The 13,040-nt window shown below is 46.5% G+C and carries 12 protein-coding genes and 1 tRNA gene; 8 read left to right on the forward strand and 5 right to left on the reverse strand.

Features of this window, described 5'->3' with window-relative positions; genetic code table 11:
* Positions 1-63 precede the first annotated feature (63 nt).
* On the forward strand, positions 64-849 hold the full coding sequence (locus AC6EJC_RS07540) for an SDR family NAD(P)-dependent oxidoreductase (protein WP_444953417.1): 786 nt from the start codon (positions 64-66) through the stop codon (positions 847-849).
* A gap of 148 nt (positions 850-997) precedes the next feature.
* Here AC6EJC_RS07540 and AC6EJC_RS07545 read toward each other — a convergent pair whose 3' ends face one another.
* Together AC6EJC_RS07545 and AC6EJC_RS07550 are read right to left on the reverse strand one after the other, a co-directional pair.
* Positions 998-1,435, reverse strand: coding sequence for a GNAT family N-acetyltransferase (locus AC6EJC_RS07545; protein ID WP_444953418.1), 438 nt, complete (start codon positions 1,433-1,435; stop codon positions 998-1,000).
* Between the two features lie 84 nt (positions 1,436-1,519).
* Complete coding sequence (locus AC6EJC_RS07550) at positions 1,520-2,077, reverse strand: phosphatidylglycerophosphatase A family protein (RefSeq protein WP_444953419.1); 558 nt, start codon at positions 2,075-2,077, stop codon at positions 1,520-1,522.
* A gap of 152 nt (positions 2,078-2,229) precedes the next feature.
* Here AC6EJC_RS07550 and AC6EJC_RS07555 point away from each other — a divergent pair, with 152 nt between their 5' ends.
* The 3 genes from AC6EJC_RS07555 to AC6EJC_RS07565 all read left to right on the forward strand — a co-directional run bounded on the left by AC6EJC_RS07555 (position 2,230) and on the right by AC6EJC_RS07565 (position 4,775).
* A complete protein-coding gene (locus tag AC6EJC_RS07555) occupies positions 2,230-3,288 on the forward strand; it encodes a GerMN domain-containing protein (RefSeq protein WP_444953420.1) in 1,059 nt (352 codons plus the stop codon).
* Positions 3,289-3,381: 93 nt separating this feature from the next.
* Positions 3,382-4,143 (forward strand): ribonuclease PH, encoded by a 762-nt coding sequence (gene rph / locus AC6EJC_RS07560; protein WP_444953421.1) that lies wholly within the window; start codon positions 3,382-3,384, stop codon positions 4,141-4,143.
* Positions 4,143-4,775 carry an XTP/dITP diphosphatase gene (locus AC6EJC_RS07565; protein ID WP_444953422.1) on the forward strand — a complete coding sequence of 211 codons (633 nt, stop codon included), beginning with the start codon at positions 4,143-4,145 and terminating at the stop codon, positions 4,773-4,775. The genes rph and AC6EJC_RS07565 overlap by 1 nt, the downstream gene beginning before the upstream one ends.
* A gap of 172 nt (positions 4,776-4,947) precedes the next feature.
* Here AC6EJC_RS07565 and asnB read toward each other — a convergent pair whose 3' ends face one another.
* The gene (asnB, locus tag AC6EJC_RS07570) at positions 4,948-6,792 is read right to left on the reverse strand and encodes an asparagine synthase (glutamine-hydrolyzing) (RefSeq protein WP_444953423.1); all 1,845 of its coding nucleotides are present in this window, start codon (positions 6,790-6,792) and stop codon (positions 4,948-4,950) included.
* A 163-nt stretch (positions 6,793-6,955) separates the two neighbouring features.
* Here asnB and AC6EJC_RS07575 point away from each other — a divergent pair, with 163 nt between their 5' ends.
* Entirely contained in the window at positions 6,956-7,315 is a 360-nt protein-coding gene (locus AC6EJC_RS07575; RefSeq protein ID WP_444953424.1) for a hypothetical protein, read from the forward strand.
* A gap of 310 nt (positions 7,316-7,625) precedes the next feature.
* On the opposite strand, the gene AC6EJC_RS07580 is transcribed toward AC6EJC_RS07575, so the two are convergent.
* Complete coding sequence (locus tag AC6EJC_RS07580) at positions 7,626-7,919, reverse strand: magnetosome magnetite crystal formation protein family (RefSeq protein ID WP_016324668.1); 294 nt, start codon at positions 7,917-7,919, stop codon at positions 7,626-7,628.
* 175 nt (positions 7,920-8,094) lie between these two features.
* On the opposite strand from AC6EJC_RS07580, the gene AC6EJC_RS07585 reads away from it, so the two are divergent.
* A tRNA-Arg gene (locus AC6EJC_RS07585) sits at positions 8,095-8,168 on the forward strand.
* Between the two features lie 166 nt (positions 8,169-8,334).
* Here AC6EJC_RS07585 and AC6EJC_RS07590 read toward each other — a convergent pair.
* Positions 8,335-9,678 carry a 6-phospho-beta-glucosidase gene (locus AC6EJC_RS07590; protein WP_444953425.1) on the reverse strand — a complete coding sequence of 448 codons (1,344 nt, stop codon included), beginning with the start codon at positions 9,676-9,678 and terminating at the stop codon, positions 8,335-8,337.
* Positions 9,679-9,851: 173 nt separating this feature from the next.
* On the opposite strand from AC6EJC_RS07590, the gene AC6EJC_RS07595 reads away from it, so the two are divergent.
* Positions 9,852-10,826 carry a LacI family DNA-binding transcriptional regulator gene (locus tag AC6EJC_RS07595; RefSeq protein WP_444953426.1) on the forward strand — a complete coding sequence of 325 codons (975 nt, stop codon included), beginning with the start codon at positions 9,852-9,854 and terminating at the stop codon, positions 10,824-10,826.
* A gap of 160 nt (positions 10,827-10,986) precedes the next feature.
* On the forward strand, positions 10,987-12,402 hold the full coding sequence (locus tag AC6EJC_RS07600; protein ID WP_444953427.1) for a helix-turn-helix domain-containing protein: 1,416 nt from the start codon (positions 10,987-10,989) through the stop codon (positions 12,400-12,402).
* Positions 12,403-13,040: the final 638 nt, after the last annotated feature.

A 13,040-nucleotide genomic window follows, 5' to 3' on the forward strand; every position in this document is an offset into this window, starting at 1 on the left:
CATTATAGAGTAGTGGTAACAATGTTTCCTGAATAAAACAACGATACTATGGAGGTTATCATCATGTTTATGTACGCAAACAAAACAGCTCTGATCACAGGGGCTTCATCCGGTATTGGCGAGGCATTTGCCTATTCGCTCGCAGCTAAGAAATGTAATCTCATTTTGGTAGCACGCAACGAAACCAAATTAAAAGCGCTGGCTAAAGAACTCTCAGCTAAATATAACGTAAAAGCAACAGTGATTGCGTTGGATCTTTCCACACCAGGAGCACCCCAAACATTGCATCAGGAGGTTCAAAAACAACAGCTAAAGGTAGATCTCTTGATTAACAACGCGGGTTTTGCCACCTATGGATACTTTGAGCAGGTTTCAGGAGAACGACAGCATGAGGAAGTGATGCTCAATGTGGCTGCTTTAGTCGACATCACACATGCATTTATGCCTGATTTATTGCGTAAGCGGGATGGTGGATTAATCAATGTTTCTTCCACAGCTGCATTTCAGCCCGATCCTTATATGGCGGTGTATGGAGCAACCAAAGCATTTGTGCTTTCTTTTACTGAAGCGCTATGGGCCGAAAATCGGAAACGGGGGCTTAAAGTTTTGGCCCTTTGTCCAGGCTCAACAGAAACGCCGTTTTTTGATATTGTTGGCGCAAGTGAAGCGTCAATTGGAATTAGGGAAACTCCCCAAACCGTTGTGAAGAACGCGTTGAAAGCATTTGAAAAGGGGCGTAGTCACATCATTTCCGGTCGTCAAAACTATTGGGTAGCTCAGGTGTCCCGGTTCTTCTCTCGTCAATCCACGCTGGGAATTGTAGAACGTACATTACGTCCACAAAATTGATTGTAATTTATGAATGAAGGTAGTCTTGGATTGAAATGTCAGGATTGCCAATGAATAAGCTGTGAGTTTTATGCGCCGGATCTGATCGTTTCTGGCTCGACTTGAATCAGACCCGGCGTTCCTATTTAGTAACTCAAGCGCTTAGATACTATTCCAGCCCTCGCGAATATAGTAAAATCCCATTTCGCTTTTCCCAGCCGTTAGATGACCAGAAGCGTTGACCCCCTGCATTATGCTCCATCACAAAAAGATGACATTTATCAATGCCTTCTCTCAGCAAAGCAGATAACGCTTTATCCACCAGTCTGGGCGCAATCCCTTGACCACGATGTTCTGTGGCTACACCTAGATGATACAGAAACCCTCTGCGACTATCATGGCCCGCTAAAATCGTGCCTATGATGTTTCCAGCGTACTCACAGACAAAGCTAAGCCCATCATTACGCTGTAAAAAGTGTGCAATCCGCTCCGGTGAGTCGGCCTCGCTTAATCCCAATCCGTCTAAGCCATTCCACAGCTCAATGGCCTGATTATAATCGTCAGCCTTCATCGTACGGAATGTATAACCTTCAGTTACGTTTGCCATGTCTAGTTCTCCTCTTACCCTGTATCTATCTGTTGTATTCTAATGCATTATTTCTATACGTATGGTTATTTAGCGTGTCGTTATTTAACGTGTTGTATCCGAAGCACTTTCTTCTCCGAGCTCCTGTTCGCGCTCTGCCTGTTTGCGATGGGCGATACGACTGCTGGCCGAAGCTGCGATAGCACCCACAATATCGTCCAGAAACGTATGGATTGGCCCGTCGCTTTTATCGTTCAGGCGTTCCAGTACACCCGGTTTGAGCTTATCGACATAACCGTAATTTGTAAATCCAATACTGCCGTACACATTGACTATGGAGAAGGCCAGAATTTCATCCACTCCGTACAGCCCTTCATCATTTTCAATCATATCCTGCAAGGGGGAAAGAAGGGCGCCCTGTTCGGCAAGGATATCTAGCTGGATGCCCGTGAGCACTGCATTTTGAACCTCGCGCTTCATCAGCACCTTGTCCACATTCTCAATACATTCTTCCATCGTTAGGGTCGGGTAATAATTTTTCTGTAAAAGCATGACCAGTTCTGCGATTTCAGTCATGTTTACACCACGCTTGTGCAGTAACTCGCGGGTGGCATCGGCTACCTTTTTACTATTCAAGCTATAAGGTACTTTTTTCTTGTCCATAAAGTTGAAGTTCCCCTCCTGGTATAGATCCTGATTTGTACTGCAATTATGACCAGTGTGTCCAGTCTGCTGAAAAAGTAGTTATTTTTTTAGCGGGGCTCGTATACATATTAGTACAATCTGTACAAAATTGTTAGGGAGGAACTTCACTTATGAACATAAAACACCCATGGCGTATGACTTCTGTAGCCGGGCTGCTGTCCCTGCCTCTGTTGTTGTCCGGCTGCAGCCTTTTCGGCAATGAATCGGCATCCATTGACCCCCCGCCGTCCACGACAGAGCAGTCCATGATTAAGGCTGTAACTGGAAAAGCACCCGCCAGTACCGGTCAACTGAGAGCTGTTTTTTTGCAAGATCATAACGGTTTGCTGGCCCCTGTATCCTTACCGATTGCTACAGGTGATGTACAGGCAGATGCCAAGTCGGCGCTGGAAACACTGGTTGAGGGCGGGCCATATGCCGGATTATTGCCAGAGGGATTTAAAGGTGTATTACCCCAAGGTACGGAAGTAAAAAGTGTGACGGTGGACAAGAATAACAAGCTGGCTGTCGTCGAATTCAACAAATCTTTCGCAAACTACAAGCCACAGGAAGAACGCAAATTAATGGAAAGCTTGACCTGGACCCTGACCGACCGTCCCGATATTGAGAGCGTACAGATCTGGGTAGATGGCAAAAAGTTGAACGAAATGCCTGTTGGCGGCACACCGTTGGATCATCCGTTGACGCGCGCAGTAGGTATTAATTTGGAGATCGGTCATGGCGTGACACCACTGGATTCCAGTCCAGTCACCGTGTATTTTTCCTCATCTTCTCCTGCTGGAGTTCAATATTATGTGCCTGTAACACGGTTGGTCAGCCCGGAAAAAGATCGTGTCCAGTCAGCGCTGCATCAATTGATTCAAGGGCCGCAGACCAAGGATGGATTACAGGAAGTGATGACAGGGGAGACGGCGCTGAAATCGGTAGAACGCTCCAAAGATAACGTAATTACGGTATCGCTCTCGGATGATATGTTTGCCAAGGGAGAAGCCGTGCCTGCTGAATTTTTGGAATCGGTTGTCCTGACAGCGGCAGACAATTCGGATGATGCGGTCAAAACGAAGATTCGGATTGAACTGAATGGTGAGAAAAGCGTTATTGGACAAAATAATCAAAATTACGGAGAGCCTGTAGCCAAGCCGCAGCACATTAACGAAATTCCTCTTTAAGGACGGGGAATCGTCCTTGGGGTGCTTTTGCCTGCACACTTTGGTAAAATAAACATATAAGAACAGGTTGCATACGACGTAGGAGGAAAAAGCATGAGTAGATCTAACGGACGAAACGGTGATGAGCTGCGCCCGATGAAATTGACAGCAGGAGTAAATAAATACGCGGAGGGCTCTGTTTTTATAGAGGTTGGCGAGACGAAAGTCATCTGTACGGCTACGGTGGAAGAACGCGTGCCACCCTTTATGAAGGGCCAAGGAAAAGGCTGGGTGACCGCAGAGTATTCCATGCTTCCGCGGGCGACTCACAGCCGTAATCAGCGTGAAGCTGCGCGTGGCAAGCTGACAGGCCGTACCATGGAAATTCAGCGTCTGATCGGAAGAGCGTTGCGTTCGGTTGTAAATTTGCAGGCGCTTGGTGAACGGACGATTACGTTGGACTGTGACGTCATTCAGGCGGACGGCGGTACACGCACAACCTCAATTACCGGTTCTTTCGTAGCGTTGGCGATTGCAGTAAATAAAATTGTGATCCAGCACAAGTTGCCTGTTTTTCCAATTACCGATTTTCTGGCTTCCGTCAGCGTAGGGGTTGTTGGCGAGAAGGCGTTGCTGGATTTGAACTATGAAGAGGATTCCAAGGCCAAAGTGGACATGAATCTCGTCATGACTGGCAGTGGAAAATATGTCGAGCTGCAAGGTACAGGTGAAGAAAGCCCATTCGATCGTCAGGAATTGGATCAATTGCTTAGCTTGGGCGAACAAGGGATTCTGCAAATGATCGAGCGCCAAAAAGAAGTGCTCGGACCGATTGCTGATAAAATCGGGGCAGGACGTACGGGAGCTGGAGCCTAATGCGGCTGGATGGCCCGGTCGTCATTGTCGCTACGAAGAATAAAGGGAAGGTGCGGGAATTTGCACATGCTTTTGCGCCGTTTGGCAAGGAAGTCAAAAGCATGTACGACTATCCCGACATTCCTGATGTCGTTGAGGATGGCAAAACCTTTGCCGAAAATGCGTTAAAAAAGGCCAAAGCGGTTGGAGACGTGCTCGGATTGCCTGTGCTAGCCGATGATTCCGGCCTATGTGTGGACTTGCTGGACGGTGCGCCGGGGGTATACTCGGCCCGTTATGCTGGAGAAGGTGCCAGCGATCACGAAAACAATATAAAGCTGCTCGACGTTCTGGAATCGAAGCAGCTTGGTGATGATACCGGACAGCCTTTGCTAAGCCCGGCTCAATTCGTCTGTACCTTGATTCTGTATAATCCGCAGACTGGGGAGACGTTGGAATCGACGGGCTCGGTGGAGGGCTGGATTACTACTGAAACCGCTGGCAGCGGCGGATTTGGTTATGATCCGCTGTTTTATTTGCCGGAGTTTGAAAAGACAATGGCCGAGCTGACGTTGGAACAAAAGCAGGCTATCAGCCATCGAGGAATAGCCCTGCGTAATTTGGCGACAAAGCTGGGTAATCCGCAGGCATAGCTTGGTAACAGGGGCGCAACCACAGCCCAGTCACATAACGAAAAAAGGCTATCCGCCAGTCATGAGCTGCGGATAGCCTTTTTGGTACTTTCTGCTCTCCGTATAGTGCACAGCGAAAAATTGCCGCTTCCCGCTTAAAAAGCTCTACTGCTGCTTCAGCATTCAGCGTATCTCATCGAATAGCTACCTTGTAAGTGCGCAACCAGTTATCCACTTGGGCCAAGTAGGCAAACAACTGGGGGCCCGACATGAGCTGACCAAACCAGGGCAGATTGGTGGATGCCTCCGGTGAGGCGGCAATATCCCGTACCTTTTGCGCATCAATCAGCTTGAGCAGTGGGGAAGAGGAATCATCCAGCAGTTGCAGCGCCTGCTTTTTTACAGCCTCAAGGTAGGAAGGATTATGCGTTTTGGGATAGGGGCTTTTTTTGCGATACAGCACATCATCAGGCAATACGCCCTCCAGCGCCTTGCGCAAAATACCTTTTTCACGTCCGCCTGTCATCTTAATGCTCCACGGAATGTTCCATACATATTGCACCAGCCGATGATCGCAATACGGCACCCGCACTTCCAGTCCGGCCCCCATACTCATCCGATCCTTGCGGTCCAGCAGAGTAGGCATAAAGCGGGTGATGTTCAAATAGGACATGACGCGCATTTGCGCAGCTTTTCCTGTTTCCCTCGGTAGCTTCGGCACTTCTCCTACCGCTTCTGAGTAACGGTCATTCAAATACTCCAGCGGCTTGATCCAGTCCCGCACCTCGGGAGACAACAGACTGGCTCTCATGTCGGGAGCAACCGCCCATGGGAATGTGCCCGAGTTCAGCATATCCTCCCGATGGAACCATGGATATCCGCCAAACACTTCATCCGCCGCCTCGCCGGAAATGGCAACCGTAGCTCCTTTTTTAATCTCCCGGCAAAAGAGATACAGCGACGAATCCACGTCTGCCATACCGGGCAAATCGCGCGTTAGCGTCGAATTATTCAGAGCCGCTACGACCTCAGGCGTATCGAATTCGATCCAGTGATGATTTGTGCCTAATTCATCGACCATCCGCTGAATCCAGGGGGCATCAGCTCCAGGTTGGAACGCATGGGCTTTAAAATGCTTGTCGTTATCCACATAATCGACCGAATACGTATGAACTTGTCCCTGCCCGGTACGTTTGTAATAATCGACAGCTAATGCGGACAGAGCGCTTGAATCCAGCCCGCCAGATAATAAGGTGCACACCGGAACATCCGAAATGAGCTGCCGCTCCACCGTATCCAGCAACAGCTCTCGTACCTTAAGCGCCGTTTCTTCGGTGTTATCCTCATGCGCAATGCTTTCCAGTTTCCAGTAGGCTTGAATGCGCACGCCGTCGCGGCTGTAGGTTAGCGTATGCCCGGGACGCAGCTCCTTCATGGACGAATAGACGCCGTGTCCAGGGGTGCGTGCAGGCCCAATGATAAAAATTTCGGCCAAGCCCTCGGCGTCCACTGCCGCCTCTACCGCAGGGTGCTGGAGCAGCGCTTTGGGTTCTGAGCCAAATACGAATACATCTTCGGTTTGGCTATAAAATAGCGGCTTCACTCCCAGCCGATCCCGTGCCAGAAATACCTGCTCCCGCTCACTATCCCAGACAGCAAACGCAAAAATGCCGTTCAACCGATTCACACATTCGGGGCCCCATTCGATATAGGATTCGAGCAGCACCTCCGTGTCGCATTGTGTACGGAAAAAATGCCCGCGCTGTTGCAGCTCTTTTTTCAGCTCAGGCGCGTTATATATTTCCCCGTTATATACAATCGTATAAGTGATATCCTCAAGCTGCCGGATCATGGGCTGAGCGCCATTTTCCGGGTCCATAACGCTCAGTCTTCGGTGTCCGAAGGCACACGGGTTGGATATCCAGGTACCCGCAGCATCCGGTCCGCGATCGGAGAGCGTTTGCGTCATATTCAGCAGCAGCTCAGATTGATGCATTAAGTCTCCGTTCCACTGTATGAAACCTGTAATTCCGCACATGTCTGTTCATCCTCTCTTTGTCGTGTTCATCCAGTGTTGGAATGAATCAAAAACTAAATCCCCAGTTCATCAGTATATATGCCGAAAAGAAGCATAAAATGTCTGTCCGTTCCGAAAACTACAGATGGGGCAACCCGTCTACTCGCAAGGAAGGAGGGAGACAATGTACTACATCAAGGATGCCAAAATACGCCGCTTTACTGAACTTGACGGAGTGCGCTGCGCTGAGGTAGAGGTGCGGCCCGGTGCCGCAGATGACCCGGAACTGCTGGTCTATATCACGGCCACGGATCAGAAGGATGGTCAGCATGACTATGACATGGTACGGATCATCCGCAATGACGCCGATCTGGAGCTGGATTGGTACGACAATAATCTGCATTCAGCATTTGAGGAAGTGACAGACAAGGCTTTTACTGACTCTACACACATTACCGCTGGTGAGGAACGAGAAAAGTTTAAAAGGGAATTGCTCTCCTATGGGCAGCTCAGCACAGAGTTTGCCAAGGAGTTTGGGGCATGAGGATATGGTGTGCTATGCCTCGGCTTCTGTTGATTTGGACTTCGGCGCCATCGCCGAATCAGCGTGAAAGGAGGGGGAAATCATAGACAGTAAAGCGAAGTACAAGAAAAATAAAGGCAGCAGTTATATTCATAACAATGAGTTCGCGGAAGAAGTGCTGGAGAAAAACGTAAGACACGAGGTACGGAGAAGTCCTAAACGCTTTGGTAATAAATAAGCAGTCATAGAACTAGACAGCCGCTCATCAAAAATGCCCTAAAGAAGCCTCCGTATCCCGACAAATTTGCGGATGCAGGAGGCTTCTTTTGAACTAGGCCGCTTCACGCAGCGTCATAATCCCTTTGTAGATGTTATAAACAAAAACCCCGAGATAAACCACTACGAATAGCAGTACAAACCCGATAACCGAACCTGCATGATTCGCCGTTATAATAAAATACACCAGCGGAATCGCCGCAATAATGGGGAAAATATGCGATAAAATAGCTTTTTTTGCATGTCCTTGAACATATTCGTCCCGTACTGCAATCCACACAATGACAGGCACTAGAAAAGGCGCGAAGAAAATGCTGAAATAACAAAGTGACGACAAAAGACCTCTCACGGCTCAACCCCTCCTTTATGGCATGGCTCTTTGTACATAATACCCCGTCAGCGTCCAAATGATTCCTTTTGCAGCCAGCTTCCCTATATCATGAAAAAATGCTTTTGACAGTTGCCCGAAATGTGATATAATAACTAATGCGCTGAATACATAAGGTTTTACTGAGTAACATTTTGTCCCAGTAGCTCAGCTGGATAGAGCAACGGCCTTCTAAGCCGTCGGTCGGGGGTTCGAATCCCTCCTGGGACGTACTGCGGAAGCTTCCTATATTGTAGGAAGCTTTTTTTATATGACAGCGCTTGGTTCAATCTACATTCAACATAGATGGCAAACAAAAAACGGCCATGACCCTTCCGAAACGGAGGGAGATGACCGTTTTTTCATACGTCCAGCATGGACAGCATGTTTTATAGATTTACACTGTCGCCTTCGCCTTATGAGCAAAGAACTGCGGCAAATGCTCTTTATGTGCTTCCAGCAATTCATCCAGCACCGTTTGGGCGATATCACCGCTTGGTACGAGCGGATTCAGGGTGAAGGCTTGCAACGCTGTCGCATAGTCACCGGTTACCGCCGCTTCAATCGTCAGCTCTTCCATCGCCTTCATCACTTGCAGCAAGCCCCGCTGTGCAGGTGGGAACTTGCCAAAGTTGACAGGTTCGGCACCATGGGCGCGAATGACACTGGTCACTTCGATGGCGCTATCATAAGGAACATCATCAATCGCACCATTGTTACGTGTACTAACCACCATCAATGTGCCTTTGTTGTTATAAATGGAATTAATGATTTCACAGGCTGCATCGCTGTAATGCGCACCGCCGCGTTTGGATAGTTCCTCCGGTTTGTAATCCAGATTCGGATCTTTATACAATTCAAACAGGCTCTCTTCCAGACGTTTGACGACTTGGCCCCGAGTTCCTTCGTTTTTGGCTTCCTCTAATTCTTCCTTCAGCATGTTATCCGTCATGTAGTAATACCGATGGTAAGGACAAGGCAGCATTTTCAATTGACGAACTTGATCATACAGGAAGCGCATGTTCTTAATATTTTCAACGACTTTTTCTGGCTTTGCGCCGGGAGCGTACAATCCTTCAATGACTTGCTCTGTTAATTCGGCCCCTGTTTTGTCATAAACTTTGTGCCAATGAAGGTGGTTAATCCCTGCAAATTTAAAGAACAGCTCTTCTTCCGGTTTGTCTAGCACAGCCGATGCACTCTTGATCGCGCCGATTGGAACATTACATAATCCGATGACTTTGTCCCACTGACCATAACGAAGCACGGCTTCGGTGACCATACCCGCAGGGTTGGTAAAATTAATCAACCATGCATTCGGACACAGTTCTTTCATATCTTCGACGATACTGAGGATAACGGGAATGGTACGAAAGGCTTTGAACATCCCCCCGGCACCATTGGTTTCCTGACCGATCATGCCGTGTTTTAAAGGAATACTTTCATCCTTAATCCGGGCTTCGAGTAAGCCTACCCGAAATTGTGTCGTTACAAAATCAGCATCAACTAAGGCTTCCCGACGATCCAGCGTCAAATGTACCTCACAATCAATGCCGGCTGCCTTCACCATCCGTTTGGCCATGGCCCCTACGATCTCCAGCTTTTCGCGTCCTGCTTCAATGTCTACCAGCCACAATTCCCGAATGGGAAGCTCTGCATAACGTTTGATGAAGCCTTCTACTAATTCTGGTGTATAGCTGGAGCCTCCGCCGATGGTTGCTATCTTCAAGCCTTTTTTCATGATTGTTGCCTCCTGAGTACGTTTTTTTAAACCGCTTTCTTAAGCTTCTATTTCACTGTAATCTCTGTAATGCATTACAGGTCAAGGGCTTTTACAAAACTTAGTTGGGGAAGGTGACAATTATAGGGCGGGGACCACGAACATGCTAAAATAGAAAGAACGAGGTGAGAAAAGTGGCGAATATTCATGAAATTGCAAAGCTAGCGGGTGTATCCTCGGCAACGGTGTCCCGTGTCATTAATAAACATCCGTACGTAAGTGAATCGACAAGACAGCGTGTACAGGAGGTTATAGACCGACTGGATTATGTTCCTAATTTAAATGCGGTATCTTTAAAAAAGGGCATGACAAAGCTCATAGGGATTATTTCAATTTCTTTTAATGATTCCTTGGGTTTATTTGTGCGTGGTTTTACAATGTATGCTCAGGAGCATGGCTTTAATATAGCGCTGTTTATTACGAATGGAGAGAAGGAACGGGAGCTTGAAGCACTGGAAATGTTGCGGAGAAAGCAACTGGACGCTTTGGTCTGTATGATTCGCGTCAATGAGTGGAGTGTGATTGAGCACTACACCAAATATGGTCCGATTGTGACCTGGCAGCGTGTGAACATAGAGACGATTCCATCCGTATTTATGGATCAGTATCAGGGCTATACGCTGGCATTGGAGCATTTGTACGCCCGAGGATACCGAAAAATTGTGAATGTGTATGGCAGCATGCGGGGGCTGAATACAAAGGAACGCATTCGGGCTTATCATGACTTTTGCGAAAAATATGATTTGGACGCTGAGGCCTTCCCGCATTTTTATGATTTAAATTCAATAGCAGCCGGTGAAAAAATAGCTCACTGGTGGGCAGAACGTGAACAAACAGACAGACCGGATGCCTTCGCCTGTTCTACAGATTATTTGGCAGCAGGTCTTTTGACTGAAGCGCGGAGGCTCGACGTCCGTGTGCCGGATCATTTTGCGGTGGTAGGCTTTGATAACACAGAAATCTCACATTTGCTTGATTTAACTACGATTCATTACCCGATAGACAAGCAAGCCGAGAATGCGTTCATTATGATTCGCAATGCCCTTGAAGGGCTGGATGAATCGATACATCATTTGGAATTCAAATTAGTGGAGCGAACGACCACCTGAATTCTGAAAGGGTTCTCATGCGAGTGGTTATTAATTTCCATATTCATGTTCATATAGTAGGTATAATGGAAAAAAATATGTTGACACATGTCAATACTTGATGAATAATTTGAGGTGAGATAATAAAATTTGGATTTTTTGTATGAAGGGTGGTTATGACTTGGGACATACACCTACGATTTTAGCGACGTTAGAGGATTATTTAGGGCAAAATAATTTGACACTGGCACAATTTGCGGAGCATTCAGGTGTTCATCAAAGAACGCTTAATAATTGGATTGCCAAGCATCGTCCTGTTGCTATACATCAGCTAGATCGAATCACTCTGGCTATGGGATTACCGGCAGGTTTTTTTTACGAACTGTACATAGATAACTACATCATTGAGCGTTCACCGGATTGGCGGCGAATTGAGCCATTGTTATTTCGCTGTGCGGAACTGGACAAGTTGGATGCGATCCGGCTTGTAGTGGGACATATTATGGACAACCTCCTTTATTCCCCGAAGCTATTTGATGCGGCAGAAAAGTTATTCGCACAAGGTCAGCATAATGCTGCATTGTTGCTCTACGAAGGAATTGCGGAAGGCGAGAAGTACCAGCACTCTGAACGCTTGGCTATCTGTCAGTATCGTCTGTTTACAATTCAGGTGGGGAACAATCAGATCCGAAATCTCAAGGCGGCTACACGATTTGAACCCTTTGTCGAACGTCTGGATGAAATAGATCAACTTGATGCGTTGAAAGATTTGGCAAATGTGTATCGTTCTCTGCGTGAATGGGACAAGCTTGATGCAACAGCTCGAAAAATGAGAGCTAAAGCGGAGATCCAATATTCACTGAATTATAATGAAGAACGCAAGCATAGGGAGCACGGAAAGAAAACAAGGGGTCCGTTATTTGGATACATTGCTTATGCTGACCTGTTGTGTGCATGTGTCTGTGAAGCCCAAGGCGATTATCAGCAAGCTCTACAATTTACATACGCCTACGCAGATTTAGATTGGGTGATCGAGACGGACCAGGAAACCCAACACTGGGTCAACTTGTTCAAGCATTGGGCAGAAGGTAATACTTATGTAAATAAACTCCTGTCTGGAGATACCAGTGTGCTTCCGGATTATGTTGAATATATTGCAGCCACATCAATCACTACAGAGAATGAAAAGCTATCAAAGTTGCTGAACGTTATGATAGCGGCTAACCGATATACAATAGATATCGATGAAGTCCTTTCGCGTTTTGAAGTGGAGATTAATTCTTTTGCTCAGTTACCAACATCTACTGATATGTACACTCAACAAGTGATGCCGGATTATTTTGCGTGGTTTGGTTACGAACTGGCTTATTATTATTTGAAGCGAGGAATGTACAGTGATGGCTTTAAACACTTAATATATGCATTGCTAAAAGCTCATATACTAAATAATGAGACCTATTTTATAAACTGTACAGGGCTCTTTGCACATTTTCAAGCACATGCGCTTCCTGAAACAAGAGAAGAGTATTTCAAACTATTAGAAAAGGTGTGGTTAGACAATGTTGAAAAAAATGATTCTGCTGGTCATCGCAACTAGCTTCTTGTTTATTTTAGCTATACCTGTTCAGTCGCATAACGAAAATCAAAGAATAGCGCCTCAAGTACAAATTGGAGGATTCTAAACGGTTAGGGACCAAAAGAAATCCTCACCGACCAGTTGAAGTTAGCGGGGAGTTCTTTTGCTATTAATCAACCAAGTTGAAGAGAAGTAAGCCAGTGGCACGATATGTAACTTTTAGTCCGGCGTATATAGAATATAGAGTTTAGATGTAGATCAGATCACTATTTATACTTCTATGATTTTTTGAAGGATGTGTTACCTTTGGTCATGGAAATATTGTCCCTTATACTTAATATCCTGGTTATTCTTCTTTCTATTATTAGTGGTGTTCTATTGATAGGAATATTGTATAGGGGATATACGTTGCTAGGATTACTTATTTCAGAAAAAAAGAATAAAAGAGATCAGACTACAAAAGATTAGTCTCTAAGCCAGTTTTGATTTATATGCTCTACATTGAAATGAATTATGAATATAAAAAAAGAGCCTCTGTCCTGAACTTACCCCTGTCAAATAGACAGTAAAGAAAATGCCCTTAAATTAAGCAGCTTGAGTCCGGTATTCAATCGGGCTCTTGTTGTTCAAGTTAAGCTGGATGCGTTCCTGGTTGTAGA

It is taken from the genome of Paenibacillus sp. TY11, assembly GCF_059772165.1.

Excerpts from the sequence above, each read along its gene's own strand:
- AC6EJC_RS07540 (WP_444953417.1), top strand. The coding sequence starts at position 64 with ATGTTTATGTACGCAAACAAAACAGCTCTGATCACAGGGGCTTCATCC.
- AC6EJC_RS07545 (WP_444953418.1), bottom strand. The coding sequence starts at position 1,435 with ATGGCAAACGTAACTGAAGGTTATACATTCCGTACGATGAAGGCTGAC.
- AC6EJC_RS07550 (WP_444953419.1), bottom strand. The coding sequence starts at position 2,077 with ATGGACAAGAAAAAAGTACCTTATAGCTTGAATAGTAAAAAGGTAGCC.
- AC6EJC_RS07555 (WP_444953420.1), top strand. The coding sequence starts at position 2,230 with ATGAACATAAAACACCCATGGCGTATGACTTCTGTAGCCGGGCTGCTG.
- rph (WP_444953421.1), top strand. The coding sequence starts at position 3,382 with ATGAGTAGATCTAACGGACGAAACGGTGATGAGCTGCGCCCGATGAAA.
- AC6EJC_RS07565 (WP_444953422.1), top strand. The coding sequence starts at position 4,143 with ATGCGGCTGGATGGCCCGGTCGTCATTGTCGCTACGAAGAATAAAGGG.
- asnB (WP_444953423.1), bottom strand. The coding sequence starts at position 6,792 with ATGTGCGGAATTACAGGTTTCATACAGTGGAACGGAGACTTAATGCAT.
- AC6EJC_RS07575 (WP_444953424.1), top strand. The coding sequence starts at position 6,956 with ATGTACTACATCAAGGATGCCAAAATACGCCGCTTTACTGAACTTGAC.
- AC6EJC_RS07590 (WP_444953425.1), bottom strand. The coding sequence starts at position 9,678 with ATGAAAAAAGGCTTGAAGATAGCAACCATCGGCGGAGGCTCCAGCTAT.